The organism is Pseudomonas sp. KU43P (assembly GCF_033095865.1).
GTDB lineage: Bacteria > Pseudomonadota > Gammaproteobacteria > Pseudomonadales > Pseudomonadaceae > Aquipseudomonas.
Genome location: NZ_AP019365.1, coordinates 5,562,827 through 5,586,670 on the forward strand (window position 1 = coordinate 5,562,827; position 23,844 = coordinate 5,586,670).

Sequence of the window (23,844 nt, forward strand, 5' to 3'; positions counted from 1 at the left end):
TTGTCAGAAATATCAATTTGATCCTAATCACGATTTACCATGCTGCGCTCACACCAAGGTGCTAGTAACAAAGTGATACAAACGTAAAGACAAGTCTTTACGAATAGGCAAGCGGCAGTAAATAACAAGCATTACCATTCGCATCCCTTTTTACCTGCCTCAGGTTTGGATGCCTCCATGCTTGCCCCTTGCCGTATTTCACCCCTGACGCTCGGCCTCTCGCTGCTGTTCAGCGCCAGCCTGGCCAGCGCCGCCACCACGACCCTGCCGGAGCTGTCGGTTACCGCCGACAGCGAGCGCGAAGAAGACAACCCCCGGGTCAAGGAGGTCAGCACCGCCACCCGCACCTCTACGCCGGTGCGCTACGTACCCCAGGCCATCGACACGGTGAAGGCCGCCAACGTGCTGGACTACGGCAGCAACACGCTGGGCAAGGCGCTCGAAGGCATCCCCAACGTCAGCAGCGGCGCGGACACGCGCTTCGACAGCGTGCGTATTCGTGGTTTCGAGGCGAGCAACGATTTTTACCTGGACGGCATCCGCGACGACAGCCAGTACATTCGCGACCTGCACAACATCGAACGGGTCGAAGTGCTCAAGGGGCCGGCAGCGGTGTTGTACGGCCGTGGCAGCCAGGGCGGCATCGTCAACCGGGTGAGCAAGGCGCCAGAGCATGGCCGCCGCTCCTCCATCGAGGCCCAGGGCGGCAGCGAAGACCTGCGCAGCCTGTACGCCGACCTCAGCGCCGACCCCAGCGATACCGTGAGCCTGCGCCTGAACCTGGGCAACCAGGACAACAACAGCTTCCGCGATGGCGTCGACGGCAGCCGCCAGCTGTTCGCGCCGTCGATGAGCTGGCAGATCTCGCCTGACCTGAACTGGCTGGTGCAGTACGAATACAGCCGCTACAACCGTACCCCGGACCGTGGCATCCCCGGGGTCAATGGGCGCCCGGCGGATGTGAGCGGTAGCACCACCTACGGCGATACCCAGCGCGACTACATCGACGATCGCGCGCAGTCGTTGCGCTCGCGCCTCAACTACCAGCTCAACGACACCTGGCAACTGCGCCACACCCTCGGCCTGTTCCAGCTCGACAGCGACTTCGACAACACCTACGCGACCGGCTACAACGCCAGCAACAACACGGTCACCCGCCAGCGCTGGCAACAGGACCTGACCACCCGCAACCTGTTCAACAACCTCGAGGCCGAAGGCGATTTCGCCACCTGGGGCGTGGAACACACGCTGCTGGTAGGCCTGGAGTTCGGCCACCAGCGCCGCGACCCGACGCTGTACACCGCTGCGCCGGTTTCGGCCGGCGGCAAGCCGGTGCCCGGCCTGGACCTGAACAACCCGAACCGCGACCTGCAGCACAACGGCAGGATGGTGGTATCGAGCAACAACCACACCGTGGTCGACAGCCGTGGCCTGTACCTGCAGGACCAGATCCGCCTGAACGATCAGTGGCAGATCCTGGCTGGAGTGCGCTTCGACCAGTTCGAAGTGGAAACCACCAACAAGGTGCGCGACCTCTCCGAAAAGCAGGACAGCAACACCACCAGCCCGCGCCTGGGCGTGGTCTACACGCCGTGGCGCGACCATTCGTTCTACGCTTCGTGGAGCAAGACCTTCTCGCCGGTCGGCGGCGGCCTGATCGGCATCACCCCGGGCGCGCCCGGCAACACCAATGACACAAGCCCAGAGCTGACCCGGCAGAAAGAAATCGGGATGAAAAGCGACTGGCTCGACGAGCGCCTGACCACCACCCTGGCCATCTATGAGCTGGAGCTGTACAACCGCCGCACACGTGACCCGAACAACCCGGAAATCACCTTGATGAGCGGCCTGCAGCGCTCCCGCGGCGTGGAGCTGACCGCCACCGGCAACATCGTCGGCAACTGGTACGTGCGCGGCGGTATCGGCCTGCAGGACGCTACCATCGTAAAGGACAACAACGGCCTGGAAGGCAACCGCATCAACGACGTGGCCAAGCGCAACGGCAGCCTGTTCGTGACCTGGAAACCGGAGCTGGGCTGGTATGCGGAAACCGGGTTGACGATGGTGGGCGAGCGTTATGCCGACAACCAGAACACCACGGTGTTGCCGGGTTATGGGCGTTGGGATGCGCTGGCTGGCTTCCGTACCCGGGAATGGGATGTGCGGGCGGCGCTGAGCAATATTGCCGACAAGACCTATTACAGCTCGGCGACCAGTGCGGCACAGATTCAGCCAGGGGATCCGCGGAGCCTGGTGGTGACGGGGACTTACAGCTTCTGATGTTGTCTGCGCTGGCCCTATCGCCGGCAAGCCGGCTCCCACAGGTTTCAAGCCTTGCGCTGTTCCTGTGGGAGACCTATTACAGCTCGGCGACCAGTGCGGCACAGATTCAGCCAGGGGATCCGCGTAGCCTGGTGGTGACGGGGACTTACAGCTTCTGATGTTGTCTGCGCTGGCCCTATCGCCGGCAAGCCGGCTCCCACAGGTTTCAAGCCTTGCGCTGTTCCTGTGGGAGACCTATTACAGCTCGGCGACCAGTGCGGCACAGATTCAGCCAGGGGATCCGCGTAGCCTGGTGGTGACGGGGACTTACAGCTTCTGATGTTGTCTGCGCTGGCCCTATCGCCGGCAAGCCGGCTCCCACAGATTTCAAGCCTTGCGCTGTTCCTGTGGGAGACCTATTACAGCTCGGCGACCAGTGCGGCACAGATTCAGCCAGGGGATCCGCGTAGCCTGGTGGTGACGGGGACTTACAGCTTCTGATGTTGTCTGCGCTGGCCCTATCGCCGGCAAGCCGGCTCCCACAGATTTCAAGCCTTGCGCTGTTCCTGTGGGAGACCTATTACAACTCGGCGACCAGTGCGGCACAGATTCAGCCAGGGGATCCGCGTAGCCTGGTGGTGACGGGGACTTACAGCTTCTGATGTTGTCTGCGCTGGCCCTATCGCCGGCAAGCCGGCTCCCACAGGTTTCAAGCCTTGCGCTGTTCCTGTGGGAGACCTATTACAACTCGGCGACCAGTGCGGCACAGATTCAGCCAGGGGATCCGCGTAGCCTGGTGGTGACGGGGGCTTACAGCTTCTGATGTTGTCTGCGCTGGCCCTATCGCCGGCAAGCCGGCTCCCACAGGTTTCAAGCCTTGCGCTGTTCCTGTGGGAGACCTATTACAGCTCGGCGACCAGTGCGGCACAGATTCAGCCAGGGGATCCGCGTAGCCTGGTGGTGACGGGGACTTACAGCTTCTGATGTTGTCTGCGCTGGCCCTATCGCCGGCAAGCCGGCTCCCACAGATTTCAAGCCTTGCGCTGTTCCTGTGGGAGACCTATTACAACTCGGCGACCAGTGCGGCACAGATTCAGCCAGGAGATCCGCGTAGCCTGGTGGTGACGGGGACTTACAGCTTCTGATGTTGTCTGCGCTGGCCCTATCGCCGGCAAGCCGGCTCCCACAGGTTTCAAGCCTTGCGCTGCTCCAGTGGGAGCCGGCTTGCCGGCGATAGGGCCGCTACAGGCATTGCACAAACAAAAACGCCACCGCATTCACGGTGGCGTCTTGCATTGGGGCGGGCTCCTGCCCTGATTTCAGTGCCACACACCCAGCAGTGCTTCCAGCTCCGCATCGCTGATCAGCCCCTGCGGATAGCGGCCGTCAAGCAGACGTCGTGGGTCGGTCGTCCTGACCCTTTTGCTTCCATGGTGCTTCAGCCACTGCGCCAGCATTCTGAGCGATTGGCGATTCACTGACGATGGGCGCAAAGCCGTCTCACTTGCTGCATTCATGTCTACACGTACTCCCTGGGCCCGTGAGCGGCTAATTTACGTAGTGATTGTTACAAGACGGAGATCCGACGTGCTTCAGTAACTCCATGAAATCAATACAAAACATATGCCATTTGCAGTGCCGCATATCGCCCGCCAAAAAAAAGGCCCGTCATCTGACGGGCCTTTTCATTCGACGCAGTCTCAGCGCTTGAACGGCGCCGGTTGCTGCTGGGTCAGGCAGTGGATGTTGCCACCGCCCAGCAACAGCTCGCGGCCAGGAATCATCACCACTTCGTGGTCCGGGAAGACCTTGGCCAGGATCGCTCTGGCCTGGGCATCTGCCGGGTCGTTGAAGCTCGGCGCGATGATGCCGCCGTTGACGATCAGGAAGTTCACGTAGGAGCCGGCCAGGCGCACCGACGGGTCGCGCTCCTGGCTTCCGGCAACGTGGTCGACGCCGGCGCACTCTTCTTCGGTAGCGAACAGCGGGCCTGGAATTGGCATCTTGTGCACCACGAACTCGCGGCCTTTGGCGTCGCGGCTGTTTTTCAGCACGTCATAAGCCGCGTGGCAGCGTGCGTAGTTGGGGTCGTTGGAATCATCGGTCCAGGCCAGTAACACTTCGCCTGGGCTGACGTAACAGCAGAAGTTGTCGACGTGGCCATCGGTCTCGTCGTTGTACAGGCCGTCCGGCAGCCAGACGATGGTTTCCACCGCCAGGTGCTCGCGCAGGATCTCTTCGATCTGCTCGCGGTTCAGGTGCGGGTTGCGGTTGCGGTTGAGCAGGCATTCTTCGGTGGTGATCAGGGTGCCTTCGCCGTCAACGTGGATCGAGCCGCCTTCAAGCACGAAGCCCTCGGTGTGGTAGCGCTGGCAGCGCTCCATTTCCATCACCTTGGCCGCCAGTTCCTCGTCGCGGTTCCACGGTGCGTAGAGGCCGCCATCGAAACCGCCCCAGGCATTGAAACCCCAGTCCACGCCGCGCACTTCGCCTGCGTCGTTGATCACGAAGGTCGGGCCGGTGTCGCGCACCCAGGCGTCGTCGTTGCTGATTTCCACCACGCGGATGTTCGGCAGGTCGAGCTGGCGACGGGCGTTTTCATACTGGCCGGCGGAAACGGCGACGGTTACCGGCTCGAAGCGGGCAATGGCCTTGGCCAGGGTCACGTGGGCAGCCTGGGCAGGCTTGCCACCCAGGCGCCAGTTGTCCGAACGCTCGGGCCAGACCATCCAGACCTGGCTTTGCGGCGCCCATTCGGCGGGCATGTGGAAGCCGTCGGCGCGAGGCGTGGAGTTCAGGGTTTTCATCGGTAACCTCAGGGAAGAAGGGAAGGCATGGCGATTTTATACCCGATATATATCGATAATTAAAGCTCACCAACCAACCGTTAAGGAATAAAAAAACCGCGTTTGTCGATAACAATCGACAACCGCGGTTTCACCGTGATTACAGTCCTTCGGACAGGATGCGGTCGATGCTATCGACAAAGTAGTCCACGCTGGCCTGCGTGGTGCACATTGGCGGCTTGATCTTGAGGATGTTCAGGTAATCCCCGGTCGGCTGCATGAAAATGCCAAGGTCACGCAGGCGGTTGCACAGCACCATGGTTTCTTCGGTGGCCGGCTCCAGGGTCTGGCGGTCGCGCACCAGCTCCAGGCCCAGGTAGAAGCCCGAACCATGTGCGGCACCGGCAAGCGGATGTTTATCGACCAACGCCTGCAAACGCGCCTTGAAGTAGCGGCCGGTGTCGCGGGTGTTCTCCCACAAGCCTTCTTCGTCCATCACATCCAGCACCGCCATGCCGATACGGCAACTCACTGGGCTACCGCCTGCCGAGGAGAAGAAGTAGCCCTCCGCCTCCAGCGCCTCGGCGATCTCGCGGCGGGTGATGACAACGCCCAGTGGCTGGCCGTTGCCCATGCCCTTGGCCATGGTGATGATGTCGGGCACCACGCCCTGCTCTTCGAAGCCCCAGAAATACTCGCCCAGGCGGCCGTAACCCACCTGCACTTCGTCGGCGATGCACACACCACCGCGTGCACGCACTTTGGCGTAGGCCTGTTGCAGGTAGCCTGCCGGCAACGAGATACCACCGGCATTGCCGTACACCGGTTCGCAGATCATCCCGGCCAGCTGGCGGCCACGGGCATCGAGGTCGGCAAGCTTGGCATCGACATCGCGCAGGTAGTCGGCGGCACTGTCTGCGCCCCGATAACGACCACGGAAGGTATTCGGTGCCTCGACCGGGTGCACCCAGTCCGGGCGGGTTTCCAGGGCCTGCGGGTTGTCGGCGATCGAGGTGGAGATGGCATCGGTGGCCACCGACCAGCCATGGTAGGCCTCCAGCACGCTGATCAGGTCGCGCCCGCCGCTGTAGGCCCAGGCCAGGCGAATCGCCAGGTCATTGGCTTCAGTGCCGCTGTTGACCAGGAACACCCGGTCGAAACCCTCGGGCGCCAGTTTCAGCAGGCGTTCGGAGAACTCGGCGATGGCCGCGTAGTGGAAGCGTGAGTTGGTGTTGACCAGCGACCATTGCCGCGCCGCCTCGGCCGCCATGCGCGGGTGGCCGTGGCCCAATACGGCAACGTTGTTGAGCATGTCCAGGTAGGAGCGGCCCTGCATGTCGATCAAATAGTTGCGCCAGCCGCGCTCGATCTGTGGCGGCTGCGCATAGTAGTGCTTCTGCGAGCGGGCGAAGCTGGCGTCGCGACGGGCCAGCAGCGCCTGGGGATCGGGCAGCGGCTCGGCGTCGCAATCGAAGCCCAGCAGCGCCGCTGGCGATGGGCATAGTGCCAGCCAGGCAGCGGCCCGGGATGGAGTGGCGAAAAAAGGCGGCTGCAGTGTGCCGTCCAGGCACAACTGCACACTGAGGAAACCACAACTGTTGCCCAGCATCTGGCCCTTGGCCACGGCCTGGCCGTCTGCCGGCGTCTCTTCCAGGCCGCTCAGCCACAAGGCGAACTGCGGCGTATGTAAACAACCACGGCCTTCGCCATGGCGCTGCCAGGTGCCTGCCTGCGGCGCCTGTACCGCAGAGCCGTTGGGCACATGCAGTTCGACGCCCAAGGCACAGGTGGCCGGTTCGTCGGCGCGGTCGATATGGGTTTGCGACAGGCGATACTGCCCATGCAGGGTGCACGTCGGAGCAGGTTGTGCGGTCAGCAGGTGCTGGTCGAAACCGGCCTGCTCCCAGTTACCGGCTTCGCAGTGGGGGCTGAGCACACCCAGGTCGAGCCGGTTGATCGCCTGCCCGGCCAGTTCTGGTAGCAACGGTGCGCAATCGGCCAGGTCGGGGCTGCTCGGCGCGACCCCGGCTGCCTGCAGGATGGCAGCTTGCATCAGGGCAAACGGCACGGCGGTGGCGGTGTCGAAGATCTCCCACTCGTGGGCGATGTTGTCACGCGTGTACTGGTTGCCTGGGTCCACGGCCAGTTGCTGCTCACTGCTCAGCACCAGCACCGCAGCGCGGTTGAGCACCAGCGGCCACAGGGCGCGCAGCTCGGCCTCGCTCAGCGGGTTGACGGCCTGGTAGGCTTGCACCGCTGGCAGAATGCGCAGCGGATCGCCTTCGGCGTGGTGCAGCAACGCCGCGCAGGTCACGGACAGGTCGGCGATACGCCAGGTGCGCAACAGGTCACCGAAATCGATGACACCCTGCAACTGCCACTGGCGCTCGCCATCGCGGGCCCACACGGCATTGTCGTCGGTGATATCCAGATGCACGGCCTGTGTCGGTAGTTTGCCCACCAGTGGCGCCAGTTGTTCGCTGGCCTGGCGCGTGGCCTGCTCGATACGCGCACGCTGTGCCGGGTCCTGCAGCACGGGCAGCAGGTGCTCGATCAGGGCCTGGGCGTGCTGTGGATCCCATTGCAGGGTACGCGCAAGGCCAGGATGGTCGAAGCCGGCGAGCGCCTTGTCGACGCTGGCGCACAGCGCGCCCAGTTCGGCGATCAGCCGCACCGGCATGTGCTTGAGTCGAGTCAGCGGCTGCCCCTCGATATAATCGAGCAAACGTGCCCGCAACGGTTGCCCGTCGATGTCCAGCGCCAGCAGGGCCTGCCCGTCGCGAGACGGACGCACGGCCGGCACCGGCACGCCCTGCTCGCGCAGGTACGCCAATGCGGCATGCTGCGCCTCCAGCTCAACCTGGGCGTAACTGCCGTGGCAAACCTTGAGCACGTAGCGGCGCTGCCCCGTGTCCAGCCGGAAGTTCAGGTCCTGCTGGCTGCCCAGCGCGCACAGGCTGCCGGCAAGGTCGTAATGCGCCTGCAGCAAGGCATGGGCCTGGGCTTCGCTGAGCGAAGGGCTGGGCAGGCTGGAACGCTGGATCAGGGTGCTGAGGGGCATGAAGATGAAACCTCTTTTACTTTTCGCTTATCTCGCCACCGCCAAGGCCGATAAACAAGTGGCAAAGATGAAATGATGATCATGCGTCAACGCGTAGACCCATCGACAATCTAGGCTGCAAAAGGCCAAGGGCGGCAAAACTGCACATGACCGGTACGGTCGAATTCTGAGCACACTGGTCAAAAAAACGCCATGAACATAATCGCCACTGCAATACCTGACTTACTGATCATCGAACCGAAGGTCTTCGGCGATAGCCGCGGGTTCTTCCTCGAAAGCTTCAACGCCCGTGAGTTCGCCAAGGCGAGCGGGGTGGAGGCGCGCTTTGTTCAGGACAACCACTCCCGCTCGCAGCGCGGCGTGCTGCGCGGCCTGCATTACCAGATCGACAACCCTCAGGGGAAGCTGGTGCGGGTCACGCAAGGAGAAGTGCTCGACGTGGCCGTGGACATCCGCCGCAGTTCGCCGACATTCGGCCGCTGGGTGGCCACCCGCCTGAATGCCGACGACCACCGCCAGTTCTGGATTCCACCGGGGTTCGCCCACGGTTTCCTGGTGCTGAGCGAATCGGCCGACTTCCTCTACAAGACCACCGACTACTACAACCCCGCTGCCGAACGCTGCATCCGCTGGAATGACCCGGACCTGGCCATCGACTGGGGCCTGGAAACACCACCCTTGCTGTCGGCCAAGGACCAGGCAGGTGACTGGCTGGCAGACGCGGACCTGTTCCCATGAAAATTCTCGTCTGTGGCCGCAACGGTCAAGTCGCCCAAGCGCTGGCCACTCAACTGGCCGGGCTTGGCGAAATCCACCTGCTGGGCCGCGACCAACTCAACCTGGCCCGCCCCGAAGCATTGCGCGACCCGCTGCGTCGGCTGGCGCCGAACCTGATCATCAACGCTGCGGCGTATACCGCAGTGGACCAGGCCGAGAGCGAGGCAGATGCCGCCTACGCGATCAATGCCGACGCACCCCGCGTACTGGCCGAAGAGGCGCTGCGCCTCGGCGCGCTGCTGATCCACTACTCTACCGACTACGTTTTTGACGGTTGCAAGGCTACGCCCTACACCGAGGCCGACAAGCCCAACCCGTTGAGCATCTATGGCCGCAGCAAACTGGCGGGTGAGCAGGCCATTGCCGCCGTGGACGGCGAACACCTGATTCTGCGCACCAGCTGGGTGTATTCGCTGTACGGGCGCAACTTCCTGCTGACCATGCAGCGCCTGCTGCAGGAAAAACCGCAACTGCGTGTGGTCGACGACCAGATTGGTGCACCCACCTGGGCAGCGAGCATCGCCACCAGTACCCGCGCCCTGATCGAGCGCTGGCAGGCCGGTCAGCCTGGAGCCTGGGGCACCTATCACCTGACCGCCCAGGGCGAAACCTCCTGGTTCGGCTTCGCCCAGGCCATCGCCGAGCAGCTCAAGGCTCGCGGCCTGCCGTGCGCTGAGCTGCTGCCCATCCCCACCAGCGACTACCCGACCCCCGCACGTCGCCCGCTCAACTCGCGCCTGGACTGCACACGCCTGGCCCGTGAATGGGACATCCGCCTGCCGCAGTGGCAGCAAGCGCTGATCGACTGCCTCAAGTAGCGCATAATTGCGCCAGACTCTTCTGGCGCATTTACGCAATGATTGCAAAACCGACGCCCCCACGCCGCCCCCGCTGGCGCAGCCTGGCCTTGCTGGCGCTGTGCCTGGCCCCGCTGCTGTGGCCACTGCACCACCTTGCCGAACGCTATTACCAGGACGAACTGGCCTCGCAGAACCGCCAGACCCTCGACCTGTACGTGGCCAACCTGCTCGGCACCCTGCACCGCTATGAAACCCTGCCGCAGATTCTCGGCGAACTGCCGGCGCTGCGCTCGGTGCTGGCCGACCCGTTCAAACTCGAAGCGGTCACCAACGCCAACCGCCTGCTCAAGGACATCGTCCAGCAGACCGGTGCCGAGGTCATGTACCTGATGGATGTCAGCGGCAATACCCTGGCGGCCTCCAACTGGGACAAGCGCGATAGCTTCGTCGGCCGCAACTTCGCCTTCCGCCCATACTTCATCGAAGCCATGGACGGGCACCTGGGGCGCTTCTTCGGCCAGGGCACCACTTCGGCCAAGCGCGGTTACTTCTTCGCTGCGGCCGTGCACGACCGCGAGCGGATCGTCGGCGTGCTGGTGGTCAAGGTCGACCTCGACCACACCGAAACCCTGTGGGGCCGCACCCCGGAGCAGTTGCTGCTGACCGACCACAACGGCGTGGTCATCCTCACCTCGCGGCCCGACTGGCGTTTTCGGGCCACCCGTGCGCTGACCGAGGCCGAGCGCCAGGCCATCATCGCCATCCAGCCCTACCCCACCCAGGCGCCGCAACCCCTGGTGCTGAACCCCGACGCCTGGCTGGCGCAAACCCGTGACATCAAGGAAACCGGCTGGCAGGTCAGCCTGCTCGCTCCTCGCGCGCTGGTCGACCGTTCGGTGCAAACGGTGATGGCGATTGGCGGGGGTACGCTGCTGGTATTGATGCTGCTGGCCGGCCTGGTGATGCAACGGCGCCGCCACTACATCGACCGCATCGATTTCGAGGCCCGTGGCCGCCAGGAGCTGGAAGACCGCGTGGCGCAGCGCACCGCCGACCTCGAAGGCCTCAATACCCGGCTGAAGAACGCCGTGCTGGAACGCGAAAATGCTCAGCAGGAGCTGGTACGCGCCCAGGACGAACTGGTGCAGGCCGGCAAGCTGTCGGTGCTCGGCACCATGTCGGCAAGCATCAGCCACGAGCTCAACCAACCGCTGGCTGCAATCCGCAGCTACGCGGAAAACGCCGAGATCCTGCTCGACCATCAGCGCACCGAAGATGCACGCGGCAACCTCAAGCTGATCGGCGAGCTGACCGGGCGCATGGCGTCGATCATCGCCCACCTGCGCGCCTTCGCCCGCCGCGACCGCCACGCCCCGGAAAGCGTGGCACTGCAGCCGGCACTGGACGATGCCCTGGCGTTGCTGGCCAAGCGCCGCCGAGCGATGGCCGTGGAGCTGGTGCGCGACCTGCCGGACGCCACCTTGTGGGTGCAGGCCGGCGAAACACGCCTGCGCCAGGTGCTCGGCAACCTGCTGGCCAACGCCCTCGACGCCCTGACCGAAAAGGCCAACCCGCGCCGCTTGTGGCTGAGTGCCGAAACCGCTGATGGCTACGTCTACCTGTACATCCGCGACAACGGCCCAGGCTTCAGCCGTCAGGCCTTGGAGCATGCCAAGGAGCCGTTCTTCACCACCAAGACTCGCACCCAGGGCCTGGGCCTGGGCTTGGCCATCTGCGAAAGCCTGATGCGCGCCCTGGGCGGTGAACTGCTGCTGGCCAACCACCCGGAAGGTGGCGCCCTGCTGACCCTGCAACTACGCGTGGCCGCGCCCGGCGCCAACCTGCAACCCTCGGAGGACCCCTCGGCATGACGACCGAGACACAGATCGACAGCCAGGCCCAGGTGCTGCTGGTGGACGACGACCCGCACCTGCGCCAGGCCCTGAGCCAGACACTCGACCTGGCCGGGCTCAAGGTGGTGGCGATGGCAGACGCGCAAGGCCTTGCCGAGCGCCTGGAACCTGACTGGCCGGGCGTGGTTGTCAGCGATATCCGCATGCCCGGTATCGATGGCCTGCAGCTGTTGGAACAACTGCATGGCCGCGACAGTGAACTGCCAGTGCTGCTGATTACCGGCCACGGCGATGTGCCCCTGGCCGTACAGGCCATGCGCGCCGGTGCCTACGACTTCCTGGAAAAGCCCTTCGCCAGCGATGCCTTGCTCGACAGCGTGCGCCGCGCCCTGGCCCTGCGCCGCCTGGTGCTGGACAACCGCAGCCTGCGCCTGGCCCTGAGCGACCGCCAACAACTCGCCACCCGCCTGGTCGGCCATTCGCCTTCCATGCAGCGCCTGCGCGAGCAGATCGGAGCCCTGGCCGGCACCCGCGCCGACGTACTGATCCTCGGTGAAACCGGGGCCGGCAAGGAGGTGGTGGCCCGCGCCCTGCACGACCTGTCCAGCCGGCGCGATGGGCCATTCGTTGCCATCAATGCCGGTGCGTTGGCCGAGTCGGTGGTGGAGAGCGAGCTGTTCGGCCATGAACCTGGGGCCTTCACCGGCGCGCAGAAGCGCCGCATCGGCAAGTTCGAATTCGCCAACGGCGGCACGCTGTTCCTCGACGAGATCGAGAGCATGAGCCTGGACGTGCAGGTGAAGCTGCTGCGCCTGCTGCAGGAGCGGGTGGTAGAGCGCCTGGGCGGCAACCAGCTGATACCGCTGGACATCCGCATCATTGCCGCCACCAAGGAAGACCTGCGCCAATCCGCCGACCAAGGGCGTTTTCGCGCCGACCTCTATTACCGCCTGAACGTGGCTCCGCTGCGCATCCCGCCGCTACGTGAACGGGGCGACGACATCCTGGTGCTGTTCCAGCATTTTGCCGATGCCGCCAGCCAGCGCCACGGCCTGCCGCCGAACAGCCTGCAACCGGCGCAACGCGCCATGCTGCTGCGCCATGGCTGGCCGGGCAACGTGCGTGAGTTGCAGAACGCCGCCGAGCGCTTCGCCCTCGGCCTGGAGCTGGCCCTCGACGGCGAGGTGGCCGCTGCCGCGCCGCCAGCCGCGCCGATACTGCTGGGCAACCTGAGCGAACAGGTCGAGCGCTTCGAGCGCTCGCTGATTGCCGCCGAACTGGCCCAACCACACAGCTCCATGCGCAGCCTCGCCGAAGCCTTGGGCGTGCCGCGCAAGACCCTGCACGACAAGCTGCGCAAACACGGCCTGCATTTTGAAGGTGGCAGCAGCGGGCCCGACGACCACGAGGAAAACCGCCCATGAGTTCCGATAGTCAATACCTGCAGTCCGTTCTGCACGGCGACATTCCGCTGACCCGTGAAATGGGCATGGAGGTCATCGATTGGCATGCCCATACCCTGCGCCTGCAGCTGCCGCTGGCCGCCAACGTCAATCACAAGAGCACCATGTTCGGCGGCAGCCTGTACTGCGCCGCGGTGCTGGTGGGTTGGGGCTGGCTGCACCTGCGCTTGCGCGAGCTGGGTATCGATGACGGGCATATCGTCATCCAGGAGGGGCAGATCAGCTATCCGCTGCCGGTGACCGGTGCGGCGGTGGCACGCTGTGCGGCGCCGGACGAAAAGACCTGGGAGCGCTTCGTGACGATGTATCAGCGCCGTGGGCGCGCGCGGCTGACGCTGGAGACCACGGTGAGCAATGTCGATAGCGATGAGCCGGCGGTAAGGTTCAGCGGCCAGTACGTCTTGCACCGCTGATGGTTATCTGCTGGCTTTACCGGCCCTATCGCCGGCAAGCCGGCTCCCACAGGTACTCCACCGCTCTCAAGACTTGTGGAGTCCTTGTGGGAGCCGGCTTGCCGGCGATGAGGCCGGGCCTGCCATCAGCGCTTGATATGTTGGTCGATGAACGCCTGGCGCCACACCGCCGCAGCCGGCAACGCCAGGAAGAACGGGTTGAGCAGCGATTCACGCGCCGGATAACGGAACGGCTGCCCCTCCAGGTCGATCACCTCGCCCCCAGCACCTTCCAGCACCCCCTGCGCCGCAGCGGTATCCCACTGCGAAGTCGGCGCCAGGCGCGGGTAGCAATCGGCACTGCCTTCGGCCAGTAGACAGAATTTCAGTGAGCTGCCGATATTCGCCAATTCCAGCTCTCCCACCGCAGCCTTCAGACCTGCCAACAACGCCTCCTGCTCCGGGCTGGAATGGCGACGGCTGGCCACCACCGTGAAGCGGCCATCGGCAGATGGCGTATTGCGCACCCGAATCGGCAGGGCATCGCTGCCGGCCTCGGCGCGCCACGCACCCAGCTCGCGCCCACCGAAATAGCAGCGCCCGTTGGTCGGCATCGACACCACGCCAAACACCACCTCGCCATTTTCGATCAGGGCGATGTTGACGGTGAATTCCTCGCTACCGGCAATGAACTCCTTGGTGCCATCGAGCGGATCGACCAGCCACCAGCGTTGCCAGCCCTCGCGTGTCGCCAAGGGAATATTGCAGTCCTCTTCGGACAATACCGGGATATGCGGCGCCAGCGCCTGTAGGCCGTCGGCGATCACCCGGTGCGCCGCCAGGTCGGCAGCGGTCACCGGCGAGTCGTCGGCTTTGTTGGTCACTGCCACGTCGGCGCGCCAGAACGGCAGGATCGCCTCGCCGGCCAAACCGGCCAGCTTGACCACTTCGAGCATCAGTTGCTGGTCGTTCATACGTCGAGCAGCCCACGCTGGATCAGCAGGTCACGGGCGAGATACAGCGCCGCCAGCGCCCGCCCTTCGGTGAACTGCGGGTGCATGGCCAGTGCCGAAAGTTCGCGCAGGTTGACCTTGTCGACCCGCATCGGCTCCGGCTCGTCGCCTTCCAGGCGCTCCTCGTACAAGTCGCTGGCCAGCACCACCTGGATCTTCTGGCTCATGTAGCCCGGCGACAGCGACAGCTCGGTCAGGTGCTCCAGCTGGCGTGCGCCAAACCCGGCTTCTTCCTTGAGCTCGCGGTCGGCCGCAGCCAGCACGTCCTCACCGGGTTCGATCAACCCCTTGGGCAGCGACAGCTCGTACTCGTCGGTACCACCGCAGTATTCCTCGACCAGCACTGCATGTTCGGCGTCGAGCATGGCCACGATCATCACAGCGCCATAGCCGTTGCCGCGGCCAACCAGGCGCTCGTAGGTACGCTCGTTGCCATTGCTGAAGCGCAGCTGCACGGCCTCGACGCGGAACAGGCGGCTGCTGGCGACGATTTCGCGGCTGAGGACGGTGGGTTTCTGGCGCATGGGGCGGCTCCTTGGCGTGAACGGGTTACTATACCGTGGCTTGCCGACTGAACGAGAGTTTCCCATGCCTGTTCTTCCCTGGTCTGCCATCGATACCGTCCTGCTGGACATGGACGGCACTCTGCTCGACCTGCACTACGACAACCGCTTCTGGCTCGATCACCTGCCCCAACGCTATGCCGAGCTGCACGGGGTGAGCCGGGCCATGGCGGAAATGGAGCTGCAGCCGCTGTTCGAGCGCAATGCCGGTACCCTGAACTGGTACTGCCTGGACTTCTGGAGCCGCGAACTGAAGCTGCCGATCCGCGAGCTCAAGCGTGAGATTGCCGACCTGATTGCCCTGCGGCCCGATGCCGATACCTTTCTGGCAGCCATCCGCCAGGCCGGCAAGCGCGTGGTGATGATCACCAACGCCCACCGCGATTCGCTGTCACTGAAGCTGGAGCGGGTAGAGCTGGCACCGTACTTCGAGCGGCTTATCAGTTCGCATGATTACGGGTATCCCAAGGAAAGCCCGCAGTTCTGGGATGCGCTGCAGGCGGATATCGGCTTCGAGCCGGGGCGCAGCCTGTTCATCGACGATACGCTGGCCATCTTGCGCAGTGCACAGCGGTTTGGCGTGGCGCATCTGCTGGCGGTGCGCCAGCCCGATAGCCAGGCGGCGCCGCGCGATACCCAGGAGTTCGCGGCAGTCGAGGACTACCGCGAGCTGCTGCTGGGTCTGTAAGGCCGCCATCGCCGGCAAGCCGGCTCCCACAGGTACAGCACAGAATCAGGGAACTGCGTAGTACCTGTGGGAGCCCACAGGTACAGCACAGAATCAGGGAACTGCGTAGTACCTGTGGGAGCCCACAGGTACAGCACAGGATCAGGGAACTGTGTAGTACCTGTGGGAGCCGGCTTGCCGGCGATGAAGCCTCTGCAGGTCTATCAGTCAGGAATACGCAGAACCTGCCCTGGGTAGATCTTGTCCGGGTGCGACAGCATCGGCTTGTTCGCCTCGAAGATCTTGTTGTACTGGTTAGCGTTGCCATACACGACCACGGAAATGGCTGACAATGTGTCGCCCTTCTTCACGGTAACGAACCGCGCAGCCTTGACCACCGGCCCGGTCACTTTAATCTGGTCATCGACGCTGGCCACACCATTGATATTGCCCGCCGCCAGGATGATCTTCTCCTTCTCCTCCTGGCTGGCCACTTCGCCGCTGAGGATGATCTTGTCGCCCTCCACCGTGGCAGTGATGTTGGGATTGCCCAAACCAACCTTGCTCACGTGCTCCTTCAACTGCTCCTCGGCATTGGCATTGCCGGGGGTCAGCAGGTCGATCAACTTCTCGCCGGCTTCCTTCACGAAACTGAACAGGCTCATGACGCGCTCCTTGTTGACGTTTACCTTCGGAGCAAGGAGTCTAGGCCAGCTTTGCCCACCCCGCCCTTGCAGCTCATCGACGCGCTCTATCAAGGCATAGACCCTAGCGATTAGACGTGCGCGGCCCACCGGCCTAGGCTGGTGCTATCAAATAGCCGCCGGTAGTCAGCCCCGATGAACAGCAAACCTCCGGTCTGCGCGGCCTCCACGCCTCTGGCCATGCCCGCTGCCAGCAATACCTACGACTATGTCCAGCTCGACGACGGCGAGCAGGCGAGCACTCCGCTGGCCGAAGAAGTCGCCCTGGCCATCGCCTACAACGGCCTCAACCAGGCCGTGATGCTGGTCAGCCCCACCGACCTGGAAGACTTCGCGGTCGGCTTCAGCGTCGGCAGCGGCATTGTCGAAGGCACGGCGGAAATCTACGACCTGAAACTCTCCGGCAGCGGTTCGGCGATGTACGCCGACCTGGAAATTTCCAGCCGGGCGTTCTGGAACCTGAAGAATCAGCGCCGCCAGCTCGCCGGCACCAGTGGCTGCGGCCTGTGCGGGGTAGAGGCCCTGGAGCAGGCGCTGCCGGAACTTGCCGAGCTGCCGGGCGCGACGCTGCCGCCTGCGCATTGGCTGGCCGGCCTGCGCCAGCGCATCGATGCCTTCCAGCCGCTGGGCCAGCACTGCGGTGCGGTGCATGCGGCGCTGTTCATGAACGACCAGGGCGAACTGCTGCTCGGCCGTGAAGACATTGGCCGGCACAACGCCCTGGACAAACTGATCGGTGCCCTGCTGCGCCAAAGCATCAGCACCACTGGCGGCCTGGCCATCGTCACCAGCCGCTGCAGCCTGGAGCTGATCCAGAAGGTGCTGCGCGCCGGTATCCAAACCCTGGTCAGCCTGTCGGCGCCGACCGGCCTTGCCCTGCAATGGGCACGCAAGCACAACCTCAACCTCATTCACCTGCCCAAACACAGTGCACCGCGGGTTTACAGCCCAGCGGCGGAGTCGTAACAGCCGTGACCTCGTACCAGAACCTTCCGGACAACGCCCCAGCCTCCTCCCCTCGCTACCAGCCCTACTCCGGCCCTGCCGGTGGATGGGGCGCGCTGCGCAGCGTGGCCAAGGCCTGGGTCGGCAGCGACAACGCACTGAAGAACATCCGTGCGCTGCTCAAGACCAACCAGAATGGCGGCTTCGACTGTCCAGGCTGCGCCTGGGGCGACTCCCCCGAAAGCGGCATGGTCAAGTTCTGCGAGAACGGCGCCAAGGCGGTCAACTGGGAAGCCACCAAGCGCCGCGTCGACGCAGCGTTCTTCGCCCGCTACAGCGTCAGCGCGCTGCGCCAGCAGAGCGACTACTGGCTCGAGTACCAGGGCCGCCTGACCGAGCCGATGGTCTATGACTCGGTGAGCGACCGCTACCAACCCATCGCCTGGGACGCTGCCTTCGCCCTGATCGCCCGCGAACTGAACAAGCTGGCCACACCGGACCAGGCCGAGTTCTATACCTCCGGCCGCGCCAGCAACGAAGCGGCGTATCTCTATCAGCTGTTCGTGCGGGCCTACGGCACCAACAACTTCCCCGACTGCTCGAACATGTGCCACGAAGCCAGCGGCGTGGCACTGGGGCAAAGCGTCGGGGTCGGCAAAGGCACGGTCACCTTCGACGACTTCGAGCATGCCGACGCAATCTTCGTCTGGGGGCAGAACCCGGGCACCAACCATCCACGCATGCTCGACCCGCTACGTGACGCGGTGAAGCGCGGTGCCCAGGTGGTGTGCGTCAACCCGCTCAAGGAACGTGGCCTGGAACGCTTCCAGCACCCGCAGAACCCACTGGAAATGCTCACCAACAGCGACCGCCCGACCAACACTGCGTTCTTCCGCCCAGCCCTGGGCGGCGACATGGCGATGCTGCGCGGCATGGCCAAGTTCGTGCTGCAGTGGGAGCGCGAGGCCCAGGCCAAGGGCGAGTCCGCCGTGTTCGACCATGTGTTCATCGCCGAACACGGCCAAGGTGTCGACGCCTACCTGGCGGCGGTGGACGCCACACCATGGCAGCAGATCGAGGAACAATCCGGCCTGGCGCGTGACGACATCGAACTGGCTGCCCGCATGTACTGCCGTGGCAAGCGGGTGATCATGTGCTGGGCGATGGGCATCACTCAACACCGCCATTCGGTGGCGACCATCCAGGAAATCGTCAACCTGCAGATGCTGCGCGGCAACATCGGCGCGCCCGGCGCCGGCCTGTGCCCGGTACGTGGCCACAGCAACGTGCAGGGCGACCGGACCATGGGCATCAACGAACGCCCGCCGCTGGCGCTGCTCGATGCCATCGAGAAACGCTTCGGCTTCCCGGTGCCACGGCACAACGGCCACAACACCGTCGAGGCCATCCATGCCATGCTCGACGGCCGTGCCAAGGTCTTCATCGGCCTGGGCGGCAACTTCGCCCAGGCCACTCCTGACACTGAACGCACCGCCCAGGCCCTGCGCAACTGCGCGCTTACCGTGCAGATCAGCACCAAACTCAACCGCAGCCACCTGATTCACGGCCAGCAGGCGCTGATCCTGCCGTGCCTGGGGCGTACCGATATCGACCTGCAGGCCGACGGGCCGCAGGCGGTCACTGTGGAAGACTCGTTCAGCATGGTCCACGCCTCCAACGGCCAGTTGAAACCGCTGTCGACGCAGATGCGCTCGGAGCCGGCCGTGATCGCCGGTATCGCCGCTGCCACCTTGGGCAAGCACCCGGTGGACTGGCATTGGCTGGTGGCCGACTACGACCGTATCCGCGACCTGATCGGTGACACCATTGCCGGCTTCAGTGGCTTCAACCAGCGCCTGCGCCAACCCGGCGGTTTCTACCTGGGTAACAGCGCCGCCAGCCGCGAGTGGAAGACCGCTTCGGGCCGCGCCAACTTCAAGGCGAACCTGCTGCCGGACAGCTTGCTCGACGAGCGCGTGCGCGCCAGCGGCCAATTGCCGGACTTGATCATGCAATCGATGCGTTCGCACGATCAGTACAACACCACCATCTACGGCCTGGATGACCGTTATCGCGGAGTGCGTGGCCAGCGTGATGTGCTGTTCGCCAACGAAGCCGACATCATTCGTCTGGGCTTCCAGCCGGGGCAGAAGGTCGACATCGTCTCGTTGTGGGGGGATGAGCACGTGCGCCGTGTGCACGGTTTCACGTTGCTGGCGTTCGATATTCCGGCGGGGCAGGCAGCGGCCTACTATCCGGAAGTGAACCCGTTGATTCCGCTGGAGAGCATTGGCGAGGGCAGCCATACGCCGACGTCCAAATTCGTTGCCATCAAACTGGAGCGGGCGCGGGACGACGGGCGGATTTTGTAAATGCTCAAGGGCCTTATCGCCGGCAAGCCGGCTCCCACAGGGACGCCACAGTTTTCATGATTTGTGCTGTTTCCATGGGAGCCGGCTTGCCGGCGATAAGGCCCGTCGCAGCACCACCCAAAAACGAAAAAAGCCCTGTTCCACGGGGGTCAGGGCTTCGTCACAAATATTTCAGACCTGCAATATTCGATAAAGTTTCATCGCAAAAACAATAACTTAGAAAATTGTGTACAACTCGTGCTACTCGTCGGATTTGCGTTGCCACAAGGATCTCGGAGCCTCAAATTCGCCTCGTCATCCCTATGAGGCTCTGTTGATGAAGAAGTACTCCTCGATTCTGTTGTTGTCTTTCAGCTTGCTCAGCGGCGTTGCCATGGCCGGTGGCAATACCGAGGCCGGCATTGGCGGCGCATTGGGTGGGGTACTCGGCTCCGTAGTGGGCAACTCCATTGGTGGTAGCACCGGCGGCGCGATTGGTGCCGGTCTGGGTGGTGCGGCCGGTGGTGCCCTGGGTGCCGACAAGCGCCAGCGTGGCGAAGCCGCCATTGGTGGCGCGCTGGGCGCCGCAGGTGGCAACGTGGTCGGGCGTTCGATGGGCGGCACCACCGGTAGCTACATTGGTGCAGCCGCTGGTGGCGGCATCGGTGGCGCGGCGGGTAACTACCTAGGCAACAAGGCCGATGAAGACGAGCGCCACGACGATCGCAAGTACTACAGCCGTGGCTACCGGGACGGTCGTCATTATGACCGTGGTCGCCACTACGGCCACCGCAAGCACAAGCACTACCACCACTGATACGGGGCACCACCCCGGATTGAAAAGCCCCGCCTCGCCAGCGGGGCTTTTTCATGCCTGCGCGTCGAGCTGCAGACCGGACAGGATGATCTGCAGCCCCTCAGGCAGCGGCACGGGCCTGCCAGTGGCGCGCTCGACGAAGACCTGCACCACAGACCCCGCCGCACAGGCATCTGCCTCTCCCGGGCGATACAGCGCCAGCCGGTATTCCACCGTACTCCCTGCCAGGCGCGTCACACCCAGCCCCACCTCGAGCACATCCGGGAAGCCCGGCAAGGCGTAGAAGTCCGCCGCAGAGCTCACCACGAAGGCCGCCAGCGCCCCCTCGCGCAGGTCGAACTCTGCCTGTTCGACCAGGAAGGCCTGGATGGCAGTCTCGAAAAAGCCGTGCACGGTGGCACCGGCGATGTGGCCGTTGTGGTCGTTGTCCTGAGGGCGGGTGAGGATGGGGTGGAAGTGGGAGAAGGCGCCGCGGTTGGGGGACTCATTCATCTGGCAGGCTCGTTTTATCGCGATGGTTGCTATCAGTGAAACAGAATTTCCAGATTTGTGGGTGCTTGTTGCGGCCCTATCGCCGGCAAGCCGGCTCCCACAAGGGCTGTGGTGTACCTGCGGGAGCCGGCTTGCCGGCGATAGGGCCGGAACCGGCAATACGACTCTGGCAGGCACAAAAAAGCCGCCCCAAAGGGCGGCTTTCTCGTTGCGGCCGGGTTCAGCTTACAGCTGTGGACCCGCAGCCTTGATGGCGTCGGATACCTCGAACTTCTTGAAGTTCTCGGTGAACAGCTTGGCCAGGCCTTTGGCAGCTTCGTCGTAGGCAGCTTTGTCAGCCCAGGTGTTGCGTGGGTTGAGCAGCTCGGTCTCGACGCCCGGAACGGCCTTCGGCACGTCCAGGTTGATGATGTCCAGGTGTTCGGTTTCGGCGCCGACCAGAGCACCGCTCTGGATGGCGGCGATCACGCCACGGGTGGTCGGGATGCTGAAGCGCTTGCCAACGCCGTAGCCGCCACCGGTCCAGCCGGTGTTGACCAGGTAGACCTTGGAGCCGAAGGCGTTGATACGCTTGATCAGCAGCTCGGCGTACTCGCCAGCCGGACGCGGGAAGAACGGTGCGCCGAAGCAGGTGGAGAAGGTCGACTTGATGCCGCCGCCCGAACCCATTTCAGTGGAACCGACCAGCGCGGTGTAGCCGGACAGGAAGTGATAGGCCGCCTGCTCGTTGTTCAGGATCGAAACCGGAGGCAGAACACCGGTCAGGTCGCAGGTCAGGAAGATGACCGCGTTCGGCTCGCCACCCAGGTTGGCTTCGGCGCGCTTGGCGACGTGCTCCAGCGGGTAGGCGGCACGGCTGTTCTGGGTCAGGCTGACATCGGCGTAGTCGGCGTGCTTGTTACCGTCGAGCACGACGTTTTCCAGCACGGCGCCGTGCTTGATGGCTTTCCAGATGACCGGCTCGTTCTTCTCGGACAGGTCGATGCACTTGGCGTAGCAGCCGCCTTCCATGTTGAAGACAACGCCTTCGCCCCAGCCGTGCTCGTCGTCACCGATCAGGTAGCGGCTTTCGTCGGCCGACAGGGTGGTCTTGCCGGTGCCGGACAGGCCGAAGAACAGGGTCACGTCGCCCTCTTCGCCAATGTTGGCTGCGCAGTGCATCGGCAGCACATCAGCGGCCGGCAGCAGGAAGTTCTGCACCGAGAACATGGCTTTCTTCATTTCACCGGCGTAGCGCATGCCAGCGATCAGCACTTTCTTCGCAGCGAAGTTGATGATCACGCAGCCGTCGGAGTTGGTGCCGTCACGCTCTGGTTCGCACACGAAGTTGGCGACGTTGAGGATCTGCCACTGGTCGCGGCCAGCCGGGTTGAACTGCTCCGGGTTGATGAACAGGCAACGGCCGAACAGGTTCTGCCAGGCGGTCTGGGTGGTCATCTTCACCGGCAGGTAGTGCTCGGCGGCAGCCCCTACGTGAACGTAGGAAACGAAGTGATCCTGGGCGTTGTTGAACGCCTCGACGCGGTCCCACAGGGCATCGAACTTGTCGGCCGGGAACTTGCGGTTGATCGGGCCCCAGGCGATGGCAGCCTGGGTGGAAGGTTCTTCGACGATGAAACGGTCAGCCGGCGAACGGCCAGTACGGTGGCCAGTTTCGACTACCAGTGCGCCAGTATCGGCCAGCACGCCTTCACCGCGGGACAGCGCTTCTTTAACCAGCTCATCGACGCTCAGGTCGGTGTACACGGTGTTGTTGGCTTGCGTCATGAGATACCCCATCCGGCCCGAGGCCGAGTGCTCCAAACGTTTTGTAGTTGTCTCGAAAAAACTACTACAGCGAAAAAAGTGGCCGGATTATGCCAGAAACGCCCAAAAAAAGTAGGCCCCTCCTGTCGTAACTGCGCTTTTGCGCAATTAGACAAGAGATTTACCTACGATTAACCGTTTCAGTGGCGAGTTTCTGAGGCCGTGTCGGTGCCGCCACCCGCGAACAGTTGCGCCACATCGCTGGCATCGAAGAAATAGCGCTCGTTGCAGAACTGGCAATCGATCTCCACCTTGCCGCCGCATTCTTCGACCAACTGCTTGGCATCGTGCTCGCCAAGACTGACCAGCGCATTGCCGGAACGTTCGCGCGAGCAGCTGCATTTGAACCGCAGCGGCTGGATATCGAACAGGCGCACGGCGTCTTCGTGGTACAGGCGGTGCAGCAGGGTTTCGTTGTCTTCAGCCCACTCCTGGGCCTTCAACGTGCTGGCCAGGGCGACCACGTGCTGCCAGCTGTTTTCGCGGTCTTCCTCATCACGCTCGCGGTCGACCGGCAGCTGTTGCAGCAGCAGACCACGCGCCTTGCCGCCTTCAGCGTTGAGCCAGAAACGGGTGTTGGTCTGCTGCGACTGGACGAAGTAGTTGGTGAAGCATTCCGACAAGTTGGCGCCGTCGAGCTCGACGGTGCCTTGATAACGCTGGCCCTTGACCGGGTCGATGGTCAGGGTCAGGTGGCCGTCGGGCATCAGCTGCGCCAGCGTCGCGCCATCCGGGATCTGGTCGGCTTCATAGCGGGCCATGCCACGGATATCGCGCTCGCTGGAGCACTCCACCATCAGCAGCGGGATCGGCCCCGCCGAACGTGCCTGCAGAATCAGCAGGCCGTCGAACTTCATCGCGCCTACCAGCAATGCCGTGGCGGCCATCAGCTCGCCGAGCACTGCAGCCACTGGCTGTGGGTATTGGTGACGCGCCAGCACCGCGGCGTAGCTGTCGTCCAGCGCTACCCACTCGCCGCGGATATCGCGGTCGTCGAAGATGAAACGCTGGGTGAAATCGGTATCCGGCAAATCGCTCATAGGTTTTGGCTATCTGAAAAATGATGACAAAATAGTTACACGGGGTTTCGGC

Annotated in this window: 19 protein-coding genes; 10 read left to right on the forward strand and 9 right to left on the reverse strand. The window is 63.8% G+C overall.

Annotated elements, in window-relative coordinates; genetic code table 11:
- Positions 1-177: 177 nt before the first annotated feature.
- Positions 178-2,280 (forward strand): TonB-dependent receptor, encoded by a 2,103-nt coding sequence (locus KU43P_RS25515; RefSeq protein ID WP_317660207.1) that lies wholly within the window; start codon positions 178-180, stop codon positions 2,278-2,280.
- 1,301 nt (positions 2,281-3,581) lie between these two features.
- On the opposite strand, the gene KU43P_RS25520 is transcribed toward KU43P_RS25515, so the two are convergent.
- The 3 genes from KU43P_RS25520 to KU43P_RS25530 form a co-directional block, all read right to left on the reverse strand.
- A complete protein-coding gene (locus KU43P_RS25520; protein WP_317660208.1) occupies positions 3,582-3,779 on the reverse strand; it encodes a hypothetical protein in 198 nt (65 codons plus the stop codon).
- Positions 3,780-3,962: 183 nt separating this feature from the next.
- Positions 3,963-5,069, reverse strand: coding sequence for an agmatine deiminase (gene aguA, locus KU43P_RS25525; protein WP_317660210.1), 1,107 nt, complete (start codon positions 5,067-5,069; stop codon positions 3,963-3,965).
- A 139-nt stretch (positions 5,070-5,208) separates the two neighbouring features.
- Positions 5,209-8,109 carry an aminotransferase gene (locus tag KU43P_RS25530; protein ID WP_317660212.1) on the reverse strand — a complete coding sequence of 967 codons (2,901 nt, stop codon included), beginning with the start codon at positions 8,107-8,109 and terminating at the stop codon, positions 5,209-5,211.
- A 192-nt stretch (positions 8,110-8,301) separates the two neighbouring features.
- Between KU43P_RS25530 and rfbC the strand changes: the two genes are divergently transcribed.
- From rfbC to KU43P_RS25555, 5 genes are read left to right on the forward strand one after another with little or no spacing between them, the layout of a single operon-like run.
- Positions 8,302-8,847 carry a dTDP-4-dehydrorhamnose 3,5-epimerase gene (gene rfbC, locus KU43P_RS25535; protein ID WP_317660213.1) on the forward strand — a complete coding sequence of 182 codons (546 nt, stop codon included), beginning with the start codon at positions 8,302-8,304 and terminating at the stop codon, positions 8,845-8,847.
- On the forward strand, positions 8,844-9,704 hold the full coding sequence (rfbD, locus tag KU43P_RS25540; protein ID WP_317660214.1) for a dTDP-4-dehydrorhamnose reductase: 861 nt from the start codon (positions 8,844-8,846) through the stop codon (positions 9,702-9,704). The genes rfbC and rfbD overlap by 4 nt, the downstream gene beginning before the upstream one ends.
- Positions 9,705-9,742: 38 nt before the next feature.
- A complete protein-coding gene (locus KU43P_RS25545; RefSeq protein ID WP_317660215.1) occupies positions 9,743-11,557 on the forward strand; it encodes an ATP-binding protein in 1,815 nt (604 codons plus the stop codon).
- Positions 11,554-12,963: a sigma-54-dependent transcriptional regulator gene (locus KU43P_RS25550; RefSeq protein WP_317660216.1), complete on the forward strand. Its 1,410-nt coding sequence runs from the start codon at positions 11,554-11,556 to the stop codon at positions 12,961-12,963. Before KU43P_RS25545 ends, KU43P_RS25550 begins: the two co-directional genes overlap by 4 nt.
- Positions 12,960-13,415, forward strand: coding sequence for a YiiD C-terminal domain-containing protein (locus tag KU43P_RS25555; protein WP_317660218.1), 456 nt, complete (start codon positions 12,960-12,962; stop codon positions 13,413-13,415). The genes KU43P_RS25550 and KU43P_RS25555 overlap by 4 nt, the downstream gene beginning before the upstream one ends.
- Positions 13,416-13,540: 125 nt before the next feature.
- Here the strand turns inward: KU43P_RS25555 and cysQ are convergent, their stop codons facing one another.
- Together cysQ and nudE are read right to left on the reverse strand one after the other, a co-directional pair.
- On the reverse strand, positions 13,541-14,368 hold the full coding sequence (gene cysQ / locus KU43P_RS25560; protein ID WP_317660219.1) for a 3'(2'),5'-bisphosphate nucleotidase CysQ: 828 nt from the start codon (positions 14,366-14,368) through the stop codon (positions 13,541-13,543).
- Positions 14,365-14,931: an ADP compounds hydrolase NudE gene (gene nudE, locus KU43P_RS25565; RefSeq protein WP_008098989.1), complete on the reverse strand. Its 567-nt coding sequence runs from the start codon at positions 14,929-14,931 to the stop codon at positions 14,365-14,367. Before nudE ends, cysQ begins: the two co-directional genes overlap by 4 nt.
- Before the next feature lie 64 nt (positions 14,932-14,995).
- Here nudE and yrfG point away from each other — a divergent pair, with 64 nt between their 5' ends.
- A complete protein-coding gene (gene yrfG / locus KU43P_RS25570) occupies positions 14,996-15,658 on the forward strand; it encodes a GMP/IMP nucleotidase (RefSeq protein ID WP_317660220.1) in 663 nt (220 codons plus the stop codon).
- 203 nt (positions 15,659-15,861) lie between these two features.
- Here the strand turns inward: yrfG and lysM are convergent, their stop codons facing one another.
- Positions 15,862-16,302, reverse strand: coding sequence for a peptidoglycan-binding protein LysM (lysM, locus tag KU43P_RS25575; RefSeq protein ID WP_317660221.1), 441 nt, complete (start codon positions 16,300-16,302; stop codon positions 15,862-15,864).
- A gap of 174 nt (positions 16,303-16,476) precedes the next feature.
- Between lysM and fdhD the strand changes: the two genes are divergently transcribed.
- The 3 genes from fdhD to KU43P_RS25590 all read left to right on the forward strand — a co-directional run bounded on the left by fdhD (position 16,477) and on the right by KU43P_RS25590 (position 20,454).
- Positions 16,477-17,307, forward strand: coding sequence for a formate dehydrogenase accessory sulfurtransferase FdhD (fdhD, locus tag KU43P_RS25580; RefSeq protein ID WP_317660222.1), 831 nt, complete (start codon positions 16,477-16,479; stop codon positions 17,305-17,307).
- Between the two features lie 5 nt (positions 17,308-17,312).
- On the forward strand, positions 17,313-19,658 hold the full coding sequence (locus KU43P_RS25585; RefSeq protein WP_317660223.1) for an FdhF/YdeP family oxidoreductase: 2,346 nt from the start codon (positions 17,313-17,315) through the stop codon (positions 19,656-19,658).
- A 316-nt stretch (positions 19,659-19,974) separates the two neighbouring features.
- Entirely contained in the window at positions 19,975-20,454 is a 480-nt protein-coding gene (locus tag KU43P_RS25590) for a glycine zipper domain-containing protein (protein ID WP_317660224.1), read from the forward strand.
- Positions 20,455-20,505: 51 nt separating this feature from the next.
- On the opposite strand, the gene KU43P_RS25595 is transcribed toward KU43P_RS25590, so the two are convergent.
- From KU43P_RS25595 to hslO, 3 genes are all read right to left on the reverse strand, one after another.
- Positions 20,506-20,946, reverse strand: coding sequence for an acyl-CoA thioesterase (locus tag KU43P_RS25595; RefSeq protein ID WP_317660225.1), 441 nt, complete (start codon positions 20,944-20,946; stop codon positions 20,506-20,508).
- A gap of 225 nt (positions 20,947-21,171) precedes the next feature.
- Positions 21,172-22,713 carry a phosphoenolpyruvate carboxykinase gene (locus KU43P_RS25600; RefSeq protein ID WP_317660226.1) on the reverse strand — a complete coding sequence of 514 codons (1,542 nt, stop codon included), beginning with the start codon at positions 22,711-22,713 and terminating at the stop codon, positions 21,172-21,174.
- A 179-nt stretch (positions 22,714-22,892) separates the two neighbouring features.
- Positions 22,893-23,792, reverse strand: a complete 900-nt coding sequence (gene hslO, locus KU43P_RS25605) for an Hsp33 family molecular chaperone HslO (protein WP_317660228.1) — start codon at positions 23,790-23,792, stop codon at positions 22,893-22,895.
- Positions 23,793-23,844: the final 52 nt, after the last annotated feature.

Coding starts and splice junctions, on each gene's coding strand:
- KU43P_RS25515 (WP_317660207.1), top strand. CDS start 178: ATGCTTGCCCCTTGCCGTATTTCACCCCTGACGCTCGGCCTCTCGCTG.
- KU43P_RS25520 (WP_317660208.1), bottom strand. CDS start 3,779: ATGAATGCAGCAAGTGAGACGGCTTTGCGCCCATCGTCAGTGAATCGC.
- aguA (WP_317660210.1), bottom strand. CDS start 5,069: ATGAAAACCCTGAACTCCACGCCTCGCGCCGACGGCTTCCACATGCCC.
- KU43P_RS25530 (WP_317660212.1), bottom strand. CDS start 8,109: ATGCCCCTCAGCACCCTGATCCAGCGTTCCAGCCTGCCCAGCCCTTCG.
- rfbC (WP_317660213.1), top strand. CDS start 8,302: ATGAACATAATCGCCACTGCAATACCTGACTTACTGATCATCGAACCG.
- rfbD (WP_317660214.1), top strand. CDS start 8,844: ATGAAAATTCTCGTCTGTGGCCGCAACGGTCAAGTCGCCCAAGCGCTG.
- KU43P_RS25545 (WP_317660215.1), top strand. CDS start 9,743: ATGATTGCAAAACCGACGCCCCCACGCCGCCCCCGCTGGCGCAGCCTG.
- KU43P_RS25550 (WP_317660216.1), top strand. CDS start 11,554: ATGACGACCGAGACACAGATCGACAGCCAGGCCCAGGTGCTGCTGGTG.
- KU43P_RS25555 (WP_317660218.1), top strand. CDS start 12,960: ATGAGTTCCGATAGTCAATACCTGCAGTCCGTTCTGCACGGCGACATT.
- cysQ (WP_317660219.1), bottom strand. CDS start 14,368: ATGAACGACCAGCAACTGATGCTCGAAGTGGTCAAGCTGGCCGGTTTG.
- nudE (WP_008098989.1), bottom strand. CDS start 14,931: ATGCGCCAGAAACCCACCGTCCTCAGCCGCGAAATCGTCGCCAGCAGC.
- yrfG (WP_317660220.1), top strand. CDS start 14,996: ATGCCTGTTCTTCCCTGGTCTGCCATCGATACCGTCCTGCTGGACATG.
- lysM (WP_317660221.1), bottom strand. CDS start 16,302: ATGAGCCTGTTCAGTTTCGTGAAGGAAGCCGGCGAGAAGTTGATCGAC.
- fdhD (WP_317660222.1), top strand. CDS start 16,477: ATGAACAGCAAACCTCCGGTCTGCGCGGCCTCCACGCCTCTGGCCATG.
- KU43P_RS25590 (WP_317660224.1), top strand. CDS start 19,975: ATGAAGAAGTACTCCTCGATTCTGTTGTTGTCTTTCAGCTTGCTCAGC.
- KU43P_RS25595 (WP_317660225.1), bottom strand. CDS start 20,946: ATGAATGAGTCCCCCAACCGCGGCGCCTTCTCCCACTTCCACCCCATC.
- KU43P_RS25600 (WP_317660226.1), bottom strand. CDS start 22,713: ATGACGCAAGCCAACAACACCGTGTACACCGACCTGAGCGTCGATGAG.
- hslO (WP_317660228.1), bottom strand. CDS start 23,792: ATGAGCGATTTGCCGGATACCGATTTCACCCAGCGTTTCATCTTCGAC.